Here is a 16,948-nt window from a genome sequence, read left to right on the forward strand (position 1 = left end):
TATATCAACACTCACCACGGGGTCGCCTGCTACTTATGTTTATACGAGCGGGGGGTACCCACCCCCGCTGGGGGCCCCCCCGCCCCCCGCGCCCCCCCCCTCTCGCCTGTTTCGGTTCGCGCTCGAAGCCGGCACCTCCCGCGTGATCTCTTCGGTGCGGGCCGGTATGGCGTCGGTGAGCGCTTTCCGTCTGTAGGTAGTGACGAAAGCCAAGTGAACGTGCAGGTCGTGGACAACATGGTGACCGGTTCTGACATCGGGATCAGGGTTCCAGCGCGGTGGCGTAAACCAACGCTAGGCTCTCAACTGTGAGTCAGGACACCCTGGTCACGTGGCAGTTCGGGCACCGTGCCCGGCTTGCACTGTCGCCTGCCGGGGCTCGCGCAGGGGATGATCAAGCGCACGCGGCCCGCACCATGTGGAACCTGCTGCACGCCTGGTGGCAGATGATGCCGAAGGAAAAGCGAACCCTCGCCAACGCGGACGCCGCGATCCGCCAGGCCCGCAAGGACATCGACTTCCTCGCCGTGCTGCCCGCGCAGGCCGCGCAAGCGGTCCTCAAGACCTACTTCCAGGCGTGGAAGAACTGCTGGGACGGCCGCGCCGACTTAACGCCTGAGGAAGCCGGACACGGGCGGGCCCGTCAGGAGTAGGCCGGTGACTCCCGGCGGGACAGCGCGACCACCCGCTCCGCGCCCGCCAGGACCGCCGGGTCGACGAACCGGCCGTCGGGCAGGGCCACCGCACCCGGGCTGCGCCGCGCCGCCGCGACGATCTCCTCGGCGGCGCTGACCTCCTCAGGCGCCGGCAGGTAGGCCCGTTCGATCACCGGAAGCTGCCGCGGGTGGATCGCCGCCCGACCCAGGAACCCCAGGGCCCGGCCCCGGGCACAGGAGGCGGCGAGCGCCTCCATGTCCCGGATGTCCGGGAACACCGACTGGGCGGGCGGCGCCAGCCCCGCCGCCCGGGCGGCGACCACCACCCGGGAGCGCGGCCAGTCCAGCCCCGCCTCGGCACTGATCCCCAGGTCGGCGCGGAGGTCGGCCTCCCCGAGGGACAGCCCGCGCAGGGCGGGGTGCGCGCGGGCGATCTCGTACGCCCGCTCCACGGCCAGCGCCGATTCCAGCAGGGCGTGCAGCGCCACCCCGCCGGTGCGGTCGGCGGCCTGGACGACCTGCTCCGGGGCGGTGATCTTCGGCAGCCGCAGCCCGGCCAGTCCCCGCTTCCCGGTCAGCGCGGCCAGGTCGGCGCCGCCCCAGGGGGAGTCGAGGGCGTTGACGCGGACGTGGACGGCGACCGGTGGCCGCTCGGCCAGCAGCTCGGCGGTGGCCGCCCGGGCGTACTCCTTGCGGGAAGCCGACACCGCGTCCTCCAGGTCGACGATGACGGCGTCGGCCCCCGAGCGCAGGGCCTTGGCGACCACTTCCGGGCGGTCACCGGGTACGTAGAGCCAGGTCAGGATCACAGGGCCCCTTCCATGCGGAGCGCGCTGATCTCGGCCTCGGTCAGGCCGAGCTCGGTGAGGACGGCGTCGGTGTCCGCGCCGTGCGGGCGGCCCGCCCAGCGGATCGCGCCGGGGGTCTCGGACAGGCGGAACAGGATGTTCTGCATCCGGAGCGGGCCGAGCTCCGGGTCCTCGACCTCGGTGACGGTGTCCAGGGCCGCGAACTGCGGATCCGCGAGGACGTCCCGTACGTCGTACACCCGGGCGATCGCGGCCTCGGCCTCCTCGAAGGCGGCGACCACGTCCTCGGCCTTGTGGCGGGCGATCCAGCCGCCGACCGCCTCGTCCAGCACCGGGGCGTGGGCGGCCCGGCCGGAGCCGGTCGCGAACCACGGCTCGGCGGCCAGATCGGGCCGGCCGACCAGGCGCAGCACCCGCTCCGCCACCGACTGCGCCGAGGTGGAGACCGCCAGCCAGCGGCCGTCGGCGCTGCGGTAGGTGTTGCGGGGGGAGTTGTTGACGGAGCGGTTCCCGGTGCGCGGCTGGACGTAGCCCAGCTGGTCGTACCAGAGCGGGTGCGGGCCCAGCACGGTCAGGATCGGCTCGATGATGGCCAGGTCCACGACCTGCCCGCGGCCCGTGCGCTCACGGCCGGCGAGCGCCGTCATCACGGCGTACGCGCAGGTCAGCGCAGCGATCGAATCGGCGAGCCCGAACGGCGGCAGGGTCGGCGGGCCGTCCGGCTCCCCGGTGATCGCGGCGAAGCCGCTCATCGCCTCGGCGAGGGTGCCGAAGCCGGGGCGGCGGGCGTACGGGCCCTGCTGCCCGAAGGCCGTGACGCGGGCCAGCACCAGCCGCGGGTTGGCGGCGGACAGCTCGTCCCAGCCCAGGCCCCACCGCTCCAGGGTGCCGGGGCGGAAGTTCTCGACGACCACGTCCGCGGTGGCGGCCAGCCGCAGCAAGGTGTCCCGGCCGCCCGGCGTGGACAGGTCGAGGGTCATCGTCCGCTTGTTCCGGCCCAGCAGTTTCCACCACAGGCCGATCCCGTCCTTCGCCGGTCCGTGGCCGCGGGAGGGGTCGGGGCGGCCGGGATGCTCGACCTTGACCACCTCGGCGCCGAAGTCGCCGAGCAGGGTGGCGGCCAGGGGCCCGGCGAACAGGGTGGCGAGGTCGAGCACCCGCAGGCCGGCCAGCGGCCCGGCCTCCCGCACCGCCCGCTCCCGAGGTCCGAGGTGCGCCGCCCCCGTGGCCCCGGTGGCCCCGGTGGCCCCCGTGGCCCCGGTGGCCAGGGGGGACACGGCCCGGCCCGGCGGCGGGGTCACGATCCGCCGCCGGCGGCGAAGGCCGCGTCGGTCTCCGCCCGCGCCGGCATCGAGTCCTGGGCCCCGGGCCGCTGCACGGACAGGGACGCCGCCGTCGCCGCCCACGCCAGCGCCTCGCGCACCGGCCGGCCCTCGCCCAGGGCCACCGCCAGCGCCCCGACGAACGTGTCCCCGGCCGCCGTGGAGTCCACCGCCCGCACCCGCGGCGCGGGCACCGCGTACGGCTCCCGCCCCCGTGCCGCGTACAGCGCCCCCGCCGCGCCCAACGTGACCACCACCTCCGGCACGTGCTCCAGCAGCGCCGCGGCCGCCTGGCGCGGGTCCGTCAGACCGGTCAGCGCCGCCGCCTCGTGCTCGTTGGGCACCAGCACGTCCACCGAGGCCAGCAGCTCCGCCGGCAGCGGCTGCGCCGGCGCGGGCGTCAGTACCGTCCGCACACCGTGCGCACGGGCCGCACGGGCGGCCGCCCGGACCGCGGACAGCGGCACCTCCAACTGGAGCAGCAGCGCCCCCGCGGCGGCGATCCGCGCCTCGTCGCCCTCCTCCAAGCCGGTCACGCGGGCGTTGGCCCCCGGGATGACGATGATGCTGTTGCCGCCCTCGTCGTCGACGGTGATGTGCGCGGTGCCGCTGGCGCCCTCCACGGTGCGCAGGCCCGCCGTGTCGACCCCGGCCGCGGTGAGCGCGGAGCGCAGCCGTACGCCGAACTCGTCGGCGCCGACCGCGCCGATCATCACCACCTGCGCCCCCGACCGGGCGGCGGCGACGGCCTGGTTGGCGCCCTTGCCGCCGGGTACGGTGCGGAACGAGCGGCCGGTGACGGTCTCCCCCAGGCGGGGGGCCTTGGGTACGTAGGCGACGAGGTCCATGTTCGTACTGCCGAGCACGGCGATGGCCGTCATGAGCGTGCTGCCTCCTGTGCGGTGAGCTGGGCGAGGGTGTCGAAGCCGATGCCGTCGAAGCCGGCGACGGTGGTGGCCAGGCGGTTCTTCAGGGGCGCGGCCCAGCGGTCCGGGACCCGGCCGGCCACCAGGGCGGCGATCGAGCCGGCGGTCGCCCCGTTGGAGTCGGTGTCCCAGCCGCCGGAGACGGCACGGCAGACCGAGCGGGTGAAGTCGCCGTCGGCGTGGGTCAGGGCGGCGGCGACGAGGGCGGTGTTGGGGACGGCGTGGACCCAGTGGTAGTGACCGTAGCGGGCGTGCAGCCGGTCCACGACACGGTCGAAGTCCCGTTCCTCGTGCGCCGCCCGGACCGCGTGGCGGACGGCCCCGGCCAGGCGCGCGCCCGGTGGTACGGCGGCCAACCCGGCGCGCAGCGCGGTGTGCACGTCGGCCCGGCCGGAGGCGGCCTCCGCGATGGCCGCGGCGGCGAACAGGGCGGCGTACAGGCCGTTGCCGGTGTGGCTGAGCGCGGCGTCCCGGTATGCCTGCTCGGCGGCGGCCGCCGGGTTGCCGGGGTTGGTCCAGCCGTGCACGTCGGCGCGGATGAGGGCGCCGATCCACTCCCGGAAGGGGTTGTGGTGCGTGGCCGTCGCCGGGGGCTCCAGCCCGAGCAGCAGGTTCCGGTACGCGATGCGCTCGGCGGTGAAGGTACGGCCGGCGGGGAGCTCGTCGAGCCAGAGCCGGCCGACGTCGGCGGTGGTGAAGCCGTGGCCGTGGCGGCGCAGGAGCAGCAGGTTCAGCAGCGGGTAGTCGAGGTCGTCGTCCTCGGGCGTGCCGTCGATGTTCTCGGCGAGGGAGGTGGCGGCGGACCGGCGGTTCCACGGGTACGCGGCCAGCAGGTCGGGCGGCACGCCGCGGGCGGTGAACCAGTCGTCCAGCGGCCAGTTCCCGGCCGCCCGGGCCAGCGCCCGGATCCCCTCCAGCGGGAGCTTCTCCACGGGCTTGCCGAGCACGCACCCCACGGCCCGCCCCACCCACGCCGCCTCCAGCCGCACCTGCAGGCCGCCGCTCCCCGCCGTGGAGGTGTCGCCCGCGGGCGGGGGGCCGGCCGCGGACCGGGCGCCGCCCCCGAACCCGCCCGCCCTCCCGGCCCGGGTGGGCCGGGTTGCGGCCGGGGCGGGCCCGGCGGCGACGCGTCCGGCCGCGGCTCGCTCCGCCCCGGCCCCCGCGATTCCAGCCCCGGTGGCCGCGGATCCGGCGGCGCAGGCGGCGGTGATGGCGGGCCAGGCGGTCGGTTCGGCGGAAGCCGAGGGGCGGGGGAGCGCGGCCAGTTCGGCCAGCAGGACGGTGGCCAGGTCCCGGAGCTCCGGCGGGGCGGGGTCGGCGGAAGCGCCGGCCCGGTCGGGGGCCGGGCAGCCCCCCGCCGCCAGCCAGCGGCGCAGCAGCGGCTCCGCGTCCCGCCCGTCCTCGGCGGCCTGCCGCAGCTCGTGGCCGACCAGGTCCTCCGGCTGCACCCAGGTCAGTCGCAGCCCGCCCGGGGCGCCCATCACAGGGCCGCGATCGTCACGAAGGCCGCCTCGTGGGCGCGGCGGCGGGTCCTGTCCAGGGCGAAGACCTCCCGGGCGACCGCGGCCAGCGCCGCCGCCGGCGCGTGCAGGTCGAGCCGGCTGGCTTCGGCGACCTGCTTGGCCCAGCGGGCCGGGACCGCGGCCCCGCCCGCCAGCGCCCCGGCGACCGCCCCCGCCATGGTGGCGATGGAGTCGCAGTCCCGGCCGTAGTTGACGGCCCCGAGCACGGCTTCCTCGTACGCGCCGTCCGCGACGACCAGCATGCCGAGCGCGACCGGCAGTTCCTCGATCGAGTGCAGCCGGGACGGCCGCCGGGCGCCCAGGGACGGCGTGCGGTAGTCGTCGCCGACCGAGTCGTACGGGGCCACCGCCGCCCGCAGCGGCCCCAGCGCCGACTCGAAGTCGCGGTACCGCCCGGCGACTTCGCAGACCGCCTCGATCGCGGCCCGCGTACCGTCCTTGGCCAGGGCGAGCGCGGCGTCCACTACCGACGGCACCGTCGCTCCCGGCACGCACGCCGCCGCCACCGCCGCCGCGAGGACACCCGCGGCCTCCCGCCCGTACGAGGACTGGTGGGCGCCCGCGATGTCCAGCGCCTCTGCGTACGCGCCCGCCGGATTGCCGGCGTTGACGATGCCGACCGGCGCCATGTACATCGCGGCACCGCAGTTGACGATGTTCCCGCTGCCCGCCTCGCGCGGGTCCGCGTGCCCGTAGTGCAGGCGGGCCACGATCCACTTCTCGGCGAGGAAGATCCGCTGGAGGGGGAGGGCCTCGGCCTCCAGCTCGGGGATCCAGCGGGGGCGGGTCATCAGGTCGGGGACGAGGTGGTCGGCGACCGCGTACGCGTCCAGGTGGTCCCGTACGGCCTCGTACACCCGGACCAGGGCGTGCGTCATGAGGGTGTCGTCGGTGACGTGGCCGTCGCCCTTGTGGTACGGGGCGATGGGCCGGGCGGTGCGCCAGTCCTCGTACCAGGGGCCGACGATGCCGTGGATGCGGCCGCCGTGGCGCTGCACGATCCGGTCGGGGGACCAGCCTTCCACCGGGCCGCCGAGGGCGTCGCCGACGGCCGCCCCGACGAGGCAGCCGGCCGCCCGGTCTTCCAGAGTGAGCGTCATGTCCGAATCATCCCTTGAGTGAGGTGAGTTCCGTACGAGCGAGCAGCGCGGCGAGTTCGACGAGGTCGGTGCCGGCGAGGCGGGGCAGGGCGCAGCCGGACAGGACGCGGCAGGCCTCGCGCCAGGCGGCGGGGATCGAGTCGCCGCCGCCGAGGGCGCCGGTGAGCGCCCCGACGAGGGCGGGGGCGGAGTCCGCGACCCGGGACAGACAGGCCGCGGCGGGGACGGCGTCGACCGCGCGGCCGCGGGCGGCGGTGGCCAGGGCGAGGGCGACCGGGACGGTCTCGGCGGCGGCGATGCCGTAGCTGTAGACGTGGTCGACGATCTCGTGTTCGAGGGTGGGGACGATGGCGAAGGCGCCGCCGCCCTCCGTGTGGGTACGGGCGAGCTCCACGGCGTGGCGGGCGTTGCGGCCGATCTCGGTGGCCTCGGGGAGCTGGGCGAGGGCGGCCTCGACGGCGGTGTCGGCGTCCGCCCCGGCGAGGGCTGCGGCGAGGGCGGCGGCCATGGCGCGGGCGCCGTGGACTCCGTCGCCGTCCTGGGTGTAGCGGGCGTCGAACTCGGCGAGGTCGGCCGCGGCAGCCGGGTCGCCGGGGTGGACGCAGGCGAGCACGCAGGCGCGGACGCAGGCGGCGTCGTCGAAGTAGTGCGGGTTGTCGTGGCCGGTGGCGGGCGGTCGCAGCCCGGCGGCGAGGTTGCCGAGGCCGGCCCGTACGGAGATCCGCGCGCGCAGCGGCAGCACGGCGGACTCGACCTCGGGAGCGCGCTCCGCGGCGGCGGCGATCTCGCTGGCCAGGGCGTTCCACGCGAGGTCGATCGAAGCCCGCATCCGGCGGGACCGGCTGAGGTCGCTGAGCAACCCCTCGGCGGCGGTGAGCACGGACTCGGCGGCGAAGGCGGCCCACTCGGCGTCGTCGGACGGGCCGAGCAGCAGGGGTTCCGGGGGCTGGTTCAAGGCGATGGGGACGGGGAGGGTGGTGGTGGCGTTCTGCTCGGCGAACGTGTCCAGCTCCCGGGTGAGACGGCGGGTCCACTCGGGCATCCGGCTGGCCCGGTGCCGGGCGGCCGGCCACCCGGAGGCGTCCCCCGCCGCCAGCCCGAGCAACAACCCCTCGATCCGCCGTGCCGCTCCCGGTCCGCTGCCGGGGACGTCCCCGGGCCCGCCGCGCGGCACGATCCCGGGCGCTCCGTACGGCGTGGCCCCGGGCCCGCTGCCCGCCGCTTCCGGGGGTGCCCCGTCGGCTTCGGGGTGGTGGCGCGGGGGGCGTGCCCGGGGCGTTCCCGCAGGCCCGTCCGGGGCGTCCGCGGCGGGTGGCGCCTGGGGGGCGGGGACTGCGCCGGGGGCGGGGGCCGTGGTGGCCGGCGGGTGCGCTGCGCCGGGGCGGTCCCGGACGGCGGCGGCAGCCGGGGTCGGGGCTGGAGGCCGGGCCGGGGCCGGGGTGGGGGTGACGGCGGCGGGACTCGGCGTCGGGGCGGGGGCCGCTTCGGCGGGCGGGGTCATCGGGCGGTCTCGTATTCCGGGGTGAGGAGGTCGGCGACGTCCAGGACGTGGTAGCCGCGCATCGACGGCAGGCACCGGCCGCGCACCGGCCCGATCGCCGACGCCCACGCCCCGGGGATCGCGCCGAGGCCGCCCAGCGCCCCGGCGAGGGCGCCCGCCACCGCGGCCGTGGTGTCCGCGTCGCGGCCCATGTTGACCGCGGTCAGGACCGATGCGGCGAAGTCCCCGCGGCAGGCGGCGAACGCCCCGAAGGCCAGGCCGACGGCCTCCGGCGCCAGGTCCGTCCACGGGTAGCCGCCGATGACCACCGCCGAGCGGACCGCCCGTTCGCCGCGCGGGGCGGCGGTGACGGCCCGACGCAGGGACCGGGCGGTCCAGGAGTCCGACGGGATGACCGACAGGGCGGCGGAGACCACCGACGCGGGCCCGGCGCCGGCCATCGCCGCCGCGACGCCCGCCGCGACGGCCTGGCCGCCGTAGATGCCCTCCCCGTCATGGCTGACGGTGCCGTCGATCGCGACGAGCCGGGCGGCCTCCGCCGGCCGGCCGGCCGCGAACACCCCGAACGGCGCCGCCCGCATGGCCAGGCCGTCCGACCAGGCGTGCCGGTGCTGCGCGGAGATCGGGGCCGCGAGGCCCCGCCGCAGGTTCTCCAGCGTGCCCCGCTCGGAGAACCCGGCCCCGCGGAACGGCCCCTCGTCCAGGTCGGCGATCCAGTGGTGCCAGGCGCGCTCCACGTGCGCGACGGTGAGCGCCGATCCGTGGCGGGCCAGCAGCAGCGCCGAGAAGATCGCGTACTCCGTGTCGTCCGTGCCCGTCGGGTCCTCGGTGACGAAACCCTCGATCCGGCCCCATTTCGCGCGGATCTGCGACGGTTTCATGTTCTCCGCGGGGGCGCCCAGCGCGTCGCCCACCGCGAGGCCCAGGAGCGCGCCCCTGGACCGTTCGAGGAGGACCTGCGGGGGGCAGGGACCGCCCGGAGTGCGTGCAGCGGTCAGCTCCATGGCGCGCGCCTCTCCATCCGAGGGGGCTGGACGGGGCCATCACGACCCCTAGGGGGATTTGTGTCATGACATACGGTTTGCCGGTCGTCGCGAAACACCACGCCCGCACCGCCGTCACCCGGTCGCCGACCCGCAAATGCCCAGGTAAGTACGGCCTTCCTTGCTGGCGGGCGGCAGAAATCGTGCGTAGTTTCGAGGTGTTGGGGGTGGGTGGAGCGGTTCAGGGCTCCCGTGCGCCCCCCGTACGGACAAAAGGGGAGATACGTCGCATGTCCATCATCGACATCGAAGCGCCGCTGCACACGGCCCACCGGGACAACCACACCCACCGGGACGTCAACGGCGGCTGGCTGCGGCCGGCCGTGTTCGGTGCCATGGACGGGCTCGTCTCCAACCTCGCCCTGATGACCGGTGTGGCCGGCGGCGCCGTCGCCCCGCACGTCATCGTCATCACCGGATTGGCCGGTCTCGCCGCCGGCGCGTTCTCGATGGCCGCGGGCGAGTACACTTCCGTCGCCTCGCAGCGCGAGCTGGTCCTCGCCGAACTCGACGTCGAACGGCAGCAGTTGCGCAAGCACCCCATCGACGAGATGGAGGAGCTCGCCGAGCTGTACGTCTCCCGCGGCGTCACCCCGGCCCTCGCCCGCGAGGTCGCCGTGCAGCTGTCCCGCGACCCCGACCAGGCGCTGGAGATCCACGCCCGCGAGGAGCTCGGGATCGACCCCGACGACCTGCCGTCGCCGCTGGTCGCCGCGGCGTCCTCGTTCGGCTCCTTCGCGCTGGGCGCGCTGTTGCCCGTGCTGCCCTACCTGCTCGGCGCCACGGCCCTGTGGCCCGCAGTGCTGCTCGCCCTGGCCGGGCTCTTCGCCTGCGGGGCGGTCGTCTCCAAGGTCACCGCCCGGTCCTGGTGGTACAGCGGCCTGCGGCAACTGCTGCTGGGTGGCGCGGCCGCGGGTGTGACGTACATCCTGGGAACCTGGATCGGTGCAGCCATAGGCTGACCGCGCAGGGAATGAGACACTATGCAGAGCACAACATAAGTAGTCCGTTACTCGGCGGTTTCAATCCCGTGTCCGCCGGGCATCACAGCAGGGCGCGCCGGGCAACGATGCCCACGTTCTCGCGCCAGGACCCCGCCCAACGCCGTGCCCCGCACGCGCCGCGGCCCCTTTGACCTGCCACGCCACCCCCGAAGACCCTTTCTCTGCCCCGTGCGTGTCCGCATGGTGAAACGCCGATATCCGCTTCTCGGGATAGCAGCCATCATGTAACTTGCACGAAATTTCGCAGAGGGCCAACGTCGTCCCTCGGCCATGCACCAATGCCACGACGACGACGGGAGAGCCGATGCGTTCCGCATCCACGCACTCCGCGACCGGCCCCAGCACCACCGCCTGGTCGCCCATGGACGGTCGCCCCGCCCGACAGGGCATGTACGACCCGCGCAACGAGCACGACGCCTGCGGCGTCGGCTTTGTGGCCAACCTCAGCGGCGAGGCCGGCCACGCGCTGGTCGAGCAAGCGCTGACCGTACTGCGGAACCTCGAGCACCGCGGCGCCACCGGCTCCGAGCCGGACTCCGGCGACGGAGCCGGCATCCTCTGCCAGGTCCCGGACGCCTTCCTCCGCGAGGCCACCGGATTCGAGCTCCCCGAAGCCGGCGCGTACGCCGTCGGCATCGCCTTCCTCCCCGCCGACGGCACCGCACAGGCCGCCGCCGTGGAGCAGATCGAGGCCATCGCCGGCGAGGAGAACCTCACCGTCCTCGGCTGGCGCGAGGTCCCGGTCACCCCGGACCTGCTCGGCAACGGTGCCCGCACCACCATGCCGGCCTTCTCGCAGCTGTTCGTCGCTGGGGGCACCTCCCAGACGGAGTCTGGGGGAGGCGAGAACACCGGGATCGCCCTCGACCGCAAGGCGTTCGTGCTGCGCAAGCGCGCCGAGCGCGAGGCCGGCGTCTACTTCCCCTCGCTGTCCGCCCGCACCATCGTCTACAAGGGCATGCTGACCACCGGCCAGCTGGAGCCCTTCTTCCCGGACCTCTCCGACCGCCGCTTCGCCTCGGCGCTCGCGCTGGTCCACTCCCGGTTCTCCACCAACACCTTCCCGTCCTGGCCGCTGGCCCACCCGTACCGGTTCGTCGCCCACAACGGCGAGATCAACACGGTCAAGGGCAACCGGAACTGGATGCGGGCCCGCGAGTCCCAGCTCGCCACCGACGCCTTCGGCCGGGGCACCCTGGACCGGATCTTCCCCATCTGCACCCCGGACGCCTCCGACTCCGCGTCCTTCGACGAGGTCCTGGAGCTCCTGCACCTCGGCGGCCGCTCCCTGCCCCACGCCGTACTGATGATGATCCCGGAGGCCTGGGAGAACCACACCTCCATGGACCCGGCGCGCCGCGCCTTCTACCAGTACCACTCCACGATGATGGAGCCCTGGGACGGCCCGGCCTGCGTCACCTTCACCGACGGCACCCAGGTCGGCGCGGTCCTCGACCGCAACGGCCTGCGCCCCGGCCGCTACTGGGTCACCGACGACGGCCTCGTCGTGCTGTCCTCCGAGGTCGGCGTCCTCGACATCGACCCCGCCAAGGTCGTCCGCAAGGGCCGCCTCCAGCCCGGCAAGATGTTCCTCGTCGACACCGCCCAGAACCGGATCATCGAGGACGACGAGATCAAGGCAGAGCTGGCCTCCGCCGCCCCCTACGCGGAGTGGCTGGAATCCGGCGAGATCGAGCTGACGGACCTGCCCGAGCGCGAGCACGTCGTCCACACCCACGCCTCGGTCACCCGCCGCCAGCAGACCTTCGGCTACACCGAGGAAGAACTGCGCGTCCTCCTCGCGCCGATGGCCCGCACCGGCGCCGAGCCGATCGGCTCCATGGGCACCGACTCCCCGATCGCGGCCCTCTCCGAGCGCCCCCGGCTGCTCTTCGACTACTTCACCCAGCTCTTCGCGCAGGTCACCAACCCGCCGCTGGACGCCATCCGCGAGGAGCTCGTCACCTCGCTCGTGTCCTCCCTCGGACCGCAGGGCAACCTGCTGGAGCCGACCGCCGCGTCCTGCCGCAGCGTCACGCTCCCCTTCCCGGTGATCGACAACGACGAGCTGGCCAAGCTCATCCACATCAACGCCGACGGCGACATGCCCGGCATGAAGGCCGCCACCCTCTCGGGCCTCTACCGGGTCTCCGGCGGCGCCGACGCCCTCGCCGCCCGGATCGCCGAGATCCGCGCCGAGGCCGACGCCGCCATCGAGGGCGGCGCCCGCCTCATCGTCCTGTCGGACCGGCACTCCGACGCCGAGCACGCGCCGATCCCGTCGCTGCTGCTCACCGCCGCCGTGCACCACCACCTGATCGCCACCAAGCAGCGCACCCAGGTCGGTCTGCTCGTCGAGGCCGGCGACGTCCGCGAGGTCCACCACGTCGCCCTGCTCATCGGCTACGGCGCCGCCGCCGTCAACCCGTACCTCGCCATGGAGTCCGTCGAGGACCTGCTGCGCGACGGCACCTTCATCGACGGCATCGAGCCCGAGAAGGCCATCCGCAACCTGATCTACGCACTCGGCAAGGGCGTCCTGAAGGTCATGTCCAAGATGGGCATCTCCACCGTCGCCTCCTACCGCGGCGCCCAGGTCTTCGAGGCCGTCGGCCTCGACGAGCAGTTCGTCGAGACGTACTTCCAGGGCACCGCCACCAAGATCGGCGGCGCCGGCCTCGACGTCATCGCCAAGGAGGTCGCCGCCCGCCACGCCAAGGCCTACCCCGCCTCCGGGATCGCCCCCGCGCACCGCACGCTGGAGATCGGCGGCGAGTACCAGTGGCGCCGCGAGGGCGAGCCGCACCTGTTCGACCCGGAGACGGTCTTCCGCCTCCAGCACGCCACCCGCAACCGCCGGTACGACATCTTCAAGAAGTACACGGACCGGGTGAACGAGCAGTCCGAGCGCCTGATGACGCTCCGCGGCCTCTTCAGCTTCACGTCCGACCGTCCGTCCGTCCCCGTGGACGAGGTCGAACCCGTCTCCGAGATCGTCAAGCGGTTCTCCACCGGCGCCATGTCGTACGGCTCCATCTCCCGGGAGGCGCACGAGACCCTCGCCGTCGCCATGAACCAGCTCGGCGGCAAGTCCAACACCGGCGAAGGCGGCGAGGACCCGGACCGCCTGTACGACCCGGCCCGCCGCTCCTCCATCAAGCAGGTCGCCTCCGGCCGCTTCGGCGTCACCTCCGAGTACCTGGTCAACGCGGACGACATCCAGATCAAGATGGCCCAGGGCGCCAAGCCCGGCGAGGGCGGCCAGCTGCCCGGCCACAAGGTCTACCCGTGGGTCGCCAAGACCCGGCACTCCACCCCGGGCGTCGGCCTCATCTCCCCGCCGCCGCACCACGACATCTACTCCATCGAGGACCTGGCCCAGCTCATCCACGACCTCAAGAACGCCAACCCGGCCGCCCGCATCCACGTGAAGCTGGTGTCCGAGGTCGGCGTCGGCACCGTCGCGGCGGGCGTCTCCAAGGCCCACGCCGACGTCGTCCTGATCTCCGGCCACGACGGCGGAACCGGCGCCTCCCCGCTCACCTCGCTCAAGCACGCGGGCGGCCCCTGGGAGCTCGGCCTCGCCGAAACCCAGCAGACCCTGCTGCTCAACGGGCTGCGCGACCGGATCGTCGTCCAGACCGACGGCCAGCTCAAGACCGGCCGCGACGTGGTCATCGCCGCGCTCCTCGGCGCCGAGGAGTTCGGCTTCGCCACCGCCCCGCTCGTCGTCTCCGGCTGCGTCATGATGCGCGTCTGCCACCTCGACACCTGCCCGGTCGGCATCGCCACCCAGAACCCGGTCCTGCGCGACCGCTTCTCCGGCAAGCCCGAGTTCGTCGTCAACTTCTTCGAATTCATCGCGGAGGAGGTGCGCGAGCTCCTCGCCGAGCTCGGCTTCCGCACCCTGGAGGAGGCCGTCGGCCACGCCGAGCTGCTCGACACCACCAAGGCCGTCACCCACTGGAAGGCGCAGGGCCTGGACCTGGAGCCGCTCTTCCACGTGCCGGACCTGCCCGACGGCGCCGTCCGCCACGCCCTGGTCGCACAGGACCACGGCCTGGAGAAGGCCCTCGACAACGAGCTGATCGAGCTCGCCGCCGACGCCCTGAACGCGGCCACCGCCGAAGAGGCCCAGCCCGTCCGCGCCCAGGTCGCCATCCGCAACATCAACCGGACCGTCGGCACCATGCTCGGCCACGAGGTCACCAAGAAGTTCGGCGGCGCGGGCCTGCCCGCCGACACCATCGACCTCACCTTCACCGGCTCCGCCGGCCAGTCCTTCGGCGCCTTCCTGCCGAGCGGCATCACCCTCCGCCTGGAGGGCGACGCCAACGACTACGTCGGCAAGGGCCTCTCCGGCGGCCGCATCGTGGTCCGCCCGGACCGCGCCGCCGACCACCTCGCCGAGTACAGCACCATCGCCGGAAACACCATCGGCTACGGCGCCACCGGCGGCGAGATGTTCCTGCGCGGCCGCACCGGCGAACGCTTCTGCGTCCGCAACTCCGGCGCCCTGGTCGTCTCGGAGGGCGTGGGCGACCACGGCTGCGAGTACATGACCGGCGGCACCGCCGTCATCCTCGGCGAAACCGGCCGGAACTTCGCGGCCGGCATGTCCGGAGGCGTCGCCTACGTCATCGACCTCGACCCGCGACAGGTCAACGCCGGCAACGCGGGAGCCGTCGAAACCCCCTCCGACGAGGACAAGCAGTGGCTGCACGATGTGGTGCGCCGCCACGAGGAGGAGACCGGCTCGACCGTGGCCGCGAAGCTCCTCGCTGACTGGCCCGCCTCGGCGGCCCGCTTCAGCAAGATCATCCCGACCACGTACAAGGCAGTGCTCGCCGCCAAGGACGCCGCTGAGCGGGCCGGACTCTCCGAGTCCGAGACCACCGAGAAGATGATGGAGGCGGCGACCCATGGCTGACCCGAAGGGCTTCCTCACCACCACCCGCCAGACCGCCTGCTCCCGCCCGGTCGAGGAGCGGCTGCGGGACTGGAACGAGGTCTACGTCCCCGGCTCCCTGCTCCCCATCATCAGCAAGCAGGCCGGCCGCTGCATGGACTGCGGCATCCCGTTCTGCCACAACGGCTGCCCGCTGGGGAACCTCATCCCCGAGTGGAACGACTACGCCTACCGCCAGGACTGGGCGGCCGCGGCGGAGCGCCTGCACGCCACGAACAACTTTCCGGAGTTCACGGGCCGCCTGTGCCCCGCCCCGTGCGAGTCGGCGTGCGTGCTCGGCATCAACCAGCCGGCCGTCACCATCAAGAACGTCGAGGTCTCCATCATCGACAAGGCGTGGGACAACGGCGGCGTCGCCCCGCAGGCCCCCGAGCGCCTCTCCGGCAAGACGGCCGCCGTCATCGGCTCCGGCCCGGCGGGCCTCGCCGCGGCCCAGCAGCTGACCCGCGCCGGTCACACCGTCGTCGTGTACGAGCGCGCCGACCGCATCGGCGGCCTGCTGCGCTACGGCATCCCCGAGTTCAAGATGGAGAAGGTGCACATCAACCGCCGCATCGAGCAGATGCGCGCGGAGGGCACCAAGTTCCGCACCGGCATCGAAGTCGGCCGCGACATCACCGCCACCGACCTGCGCAAGCGGTTCGACGCCGTCGTCATCGCGGCGGGCGCCACCGTCTCCCGCGACCTGCCGGTCCCCGGCCGCGAACTGAACGGCATCCACTTCGCGATGGAGTACCTGCCGCTCGCCAACAAGGTCCAGGAAGGCGACTTCGTCGCCCCGCCCCTCACGGCCGAGGGCAAGCACGTCGTCGTCATCGGCGGCGGCGACACCGGCGCGGACTGCGTGGGCACCGCCCACCGCCAGGGTGCCCTCTCGGTCACCCAGCTGGAGATCATGCCGCGCCCCAACGAGGAGCGGAACCCGGTCGCCCAGCCGTGGCCGACCTTCCCCATGCTCTACAAGGTCACCTCGGCCCACGAGGAGGGTGGCGAGCGGGTCTACTCCGTCTCCACCACCCACTTCGAGGGCGACGAGGACGGCAACGTCCAGGCCCTGCACCTGGTCGAGGTCGACTTCGTCGACGGCAAGCTGGTCCAGCGCGAGGGCACCGAGCGCCGCATCCCCGCCCAGCTGGTCACCCTCGCGATGGGCTTCACCGGCACCGACCAGTCCAACGGCCTGGTCGACCAGTTCGGCCTGGAGCTGGACCAGCGGGGCAACATCGCCCGCGACGCCTCCTACGCCACCAACGTCGACGGCGTCTTCGTCGCCGGCGACGCCGGCCGCGGCCAGTCCCTCATCGTGTGGGCCATCGCGGAGGGCCGCTCCGCGGCCCGCGGCGTGGACCGCTACCTGACCGGCAGCAGCACCCTCCCGTACCCGGTCAAGCCGACGGACCGCGCCCTGGCGGTCTGACCCGGAGCACGTGCAGTACCCCTCCCCGGAACGGGAGGACCCCCCATACGGTCCGTACAACGGCGTACGGAACTCGACACGGCGCCCGCCACCGTCCTCGACCACGGGATGGCGGGCGCTGTGGCGTGCGTGGGGGAGGGGCGGCCGGGAAACCCCGTACACCCCACCGGCCCCGCCCCGACCCTTCCGCGCCCCGTCCTACTCCGGCTGGACGACCGTTGCCGCCCAGCGTGTCGACGGGGTCGACGCCGTGACGGTGGCGCCGAAGCCGCCGTGGAGGCCGGTGCCCAGGGGGATCGTGATGCGGGCGGGGCTGCCGGCCGGGCAGTTCAGGGTGAAGGGGGCCGGGTCCCGGTCCGGGTGCTCGTCGAGCCGGAAGGCCACCTCGATGCTGCCTCCGCCTTCGCAGGCGAAGGTGGTGTGCGTGTCCAGCCAGGTGGCGAGGCCGCCCGAGACGAAGCCGCCCGAACCGGTCTGCTCGGGCACCCAGATGAGCCCGTCGGGCCCCGGGTGACCGAGCAGTTCGTCCGACGCCGCGGCCTGGCCCGCCCCCGCGGTCAGCGCCAGTGCCAGCGCCGAAGCCGTCGCCACCGTGGCGGCCGTCCTGCGCATGCCCCGTGCGTGCTTCATCCTGTCCCCCCGAGTTCCGTCGTCCTGGCCGGCATTCGACCGCACACC

Annotated in this window: 11 protein-coding genes and 1 pseudogene; 4 read left to right on the top strand and 8 right to left on the bottom strand. The window is 74.1% G+C overall.

The window, feature by feature from the left end:
- Positions 1 to 416: 416 nt before the first annotated feature.
- Positions 417 to 608: pseudogene (locus tag ACFV7Q_RS27095) on the top strand (RNA-guided endonuclease TnpB family protein); the annotation flags it as partial.
- A 35-nt stretch (positions 609 to 643) separates the two neighbouring features.
- Here ACFV7Q_RS27095 and ACFV7Q_RS27100 read toward each other — a convergent pair.
- The 7 genes from ACFV7Q_RS27100 to ACFV7Q_RS27130 all read right to left on the bottom strand — a co-directional run bounded on the left by ACFV7Q_RS27100 (position 644) and on the right by ACFV7Q_RS27130 (position 8,841).
- Entirely contained in the window at positions 644 to 1,465 is an 822-nt protein-coding gene (locus tag ACFV7Q_RS27100) for an HpcH/HpaI aldolase/citrate lyase family protein (protein WP_385432115.1), read from the bottom strand.
- Positions 1,462 to 2,655 (bottom strand): CaiB/BaiF CoA transferase family protein, encoded by a 1,194-nt coding sequence (locus ACFV7Q_RS27105; protein WP_385432153.1) that lies wholly within the window; start codon positions 2,653 to 2,655, stop codon positions 1,462 to 1,464. The genes ACFV7Q_RS27100 and ACFV7Q_RS27105 overlap by 4 nt, the downstream gene beginning before the upstream one ends.
- Before the next feature lie 107 nt (positions 2,656 to 2,762).
- Positions 2,763 to 3,668 (bottom strand): ribokinase, encoded by a 906-nt coding sequence (rbsK, locus tag ACFV7Q_RS27110; RefSeq protein ID WP_385432117.1) that lies wholly within the window; start codon positions 3,666 to 3,668, stop codon positions 2,763 to 2,765.
- Positions 3,665 to 5,194, bottom strand: a complete 1,530-nt coding sequence (locus ACFV7Q_RS27115) for an ADP-ribosylglycohydrolase family protein (protein WP_385432154.1) — start codon at positions 5,192 to 5,194, stop codon at positions 3,665 to 3,667. The genes rbsK and ACFV7Q_RS27115 overlap by 4 nt, the downstream gene beginning before the upstream one ends.
- Positions 5,194 to 6,336, bottom strand: a complete 1,143-nt coding sequence (locus ACFV7Q_RS27120; protein WP_385432118.1) for an ADP-ribosylglycohydrolase family protein — start codon at positions 6,334 to 6,336, stop codon at positions 5,194 to 5,196. Before ACFV7Q_RS27120 ends, ACFV7Q_RS27115 begins: the two co-directional genes overlap by 1 nt.
- A gap of 7 nt (positions 6,337 to 6,343) precedes the next feature.
- A complete protein-coding gene (locus ACFV7Q_RS27125) occupies positions 6,344 to 7,837 on the bottom strand; it encodes an ADP-ribosylglycohydrolase family protein (RefSeq protein WP_385432120.1) in 1,494 nt (497 codons plus the stop codon).
- Complete coding sequence (locus ACFV7Q_RS27130) at positions 7,834 to 8,841, bottom strand: ADP-ribosylglycohydrolase family protein (protein WP_385432121.1); 1,008 nt, start codon at positions 8,839 to 8,841, stop codon at positions 7,834 to 7,836. Before ACFV7Q_RS27130 ends, ACFV7Q_RS27125 begins: the two co-directional genes overlap by 4 nt.
- Positions 8,842 to 9,110: 269 nt before the next feature.
- Here ACFV7Q_RS27130 and ACFV7Q_RS27135 point away from each other — a divergent pair, with 269 nt between their 5' ends.
- The 3 genes from ACFV7Q_RS27135 to ACFV7Q_RS27145 all read left to right on the top strand — a co-directional run bounded on the left by ACFV7Q_RS27135 (position 9,111) and on the right by ACFV7Q_RS27145 (position 16,270).
- Entirely contained in the window at positions 9,111 to 9,842 is a 732-nt protein-coding gene (locus ACFV7Q_RS27135) for a VIT1/CCC1 transporter family protein (RefSeq protein WP_385432123.1), read from the top strand.
- 346 nt (positions 9,843 to 10,188) lie between these two features.
- Positions 10,189 to 14,814 (top strand): glutamate synthase large subunit, encoded by a 4,626-nt coding sequence (gene gltB, locus ACFV7Q_RS27140; RefSeq protein ID WP_385432125.1) that lies wholly within the window; start codon positions 10,189 to 10,191, stop codon positions 14,812 to 14,814.
- Positions 14,807 to 16,270, top strand: a complete 1,464-nt coding sequence (locus ACFV7Q_RS27145) for a glutamate synthase subunit beta (RefSeq protein WP_385432127.1) — start codon at positions 14,807 to 14,809, stop codon at positions 16,268 to 16,270. The genes gltB and ACFV7Q_RS27145 overlap by 8 nt, the downstream gene beginning before the upstream one ends.
- A 198-nt stretch (positions 16,271 to 16,468) precedes the next feature.
- On the opposite strand, the gene ACFV7Q_RS27150 is transcribed toward ACFV7Q_RS27145, so the two are convergent.
- Complete coding sequence (locus tag ACFV7Q_RS27150) at positions 16,469 to 16,900, bottom strand: hypothetical protein (protein ID WP_385432128.1); 432 nt, start codon at positions 16,898 to 16,900, stop codon at positions 16,469 to 16,471.
- Positions 16,901 to 16,948: the final 48 nt, after the last annotated feature.

This window comes from Streptomyces sp. NPDC059851, assembly GCF_042732005.1.
Lineage (GTDB): Bacteria > Actinomycetota > Actinomycetes > Streptomycetales > Streptomycetaceae > Streptomyces.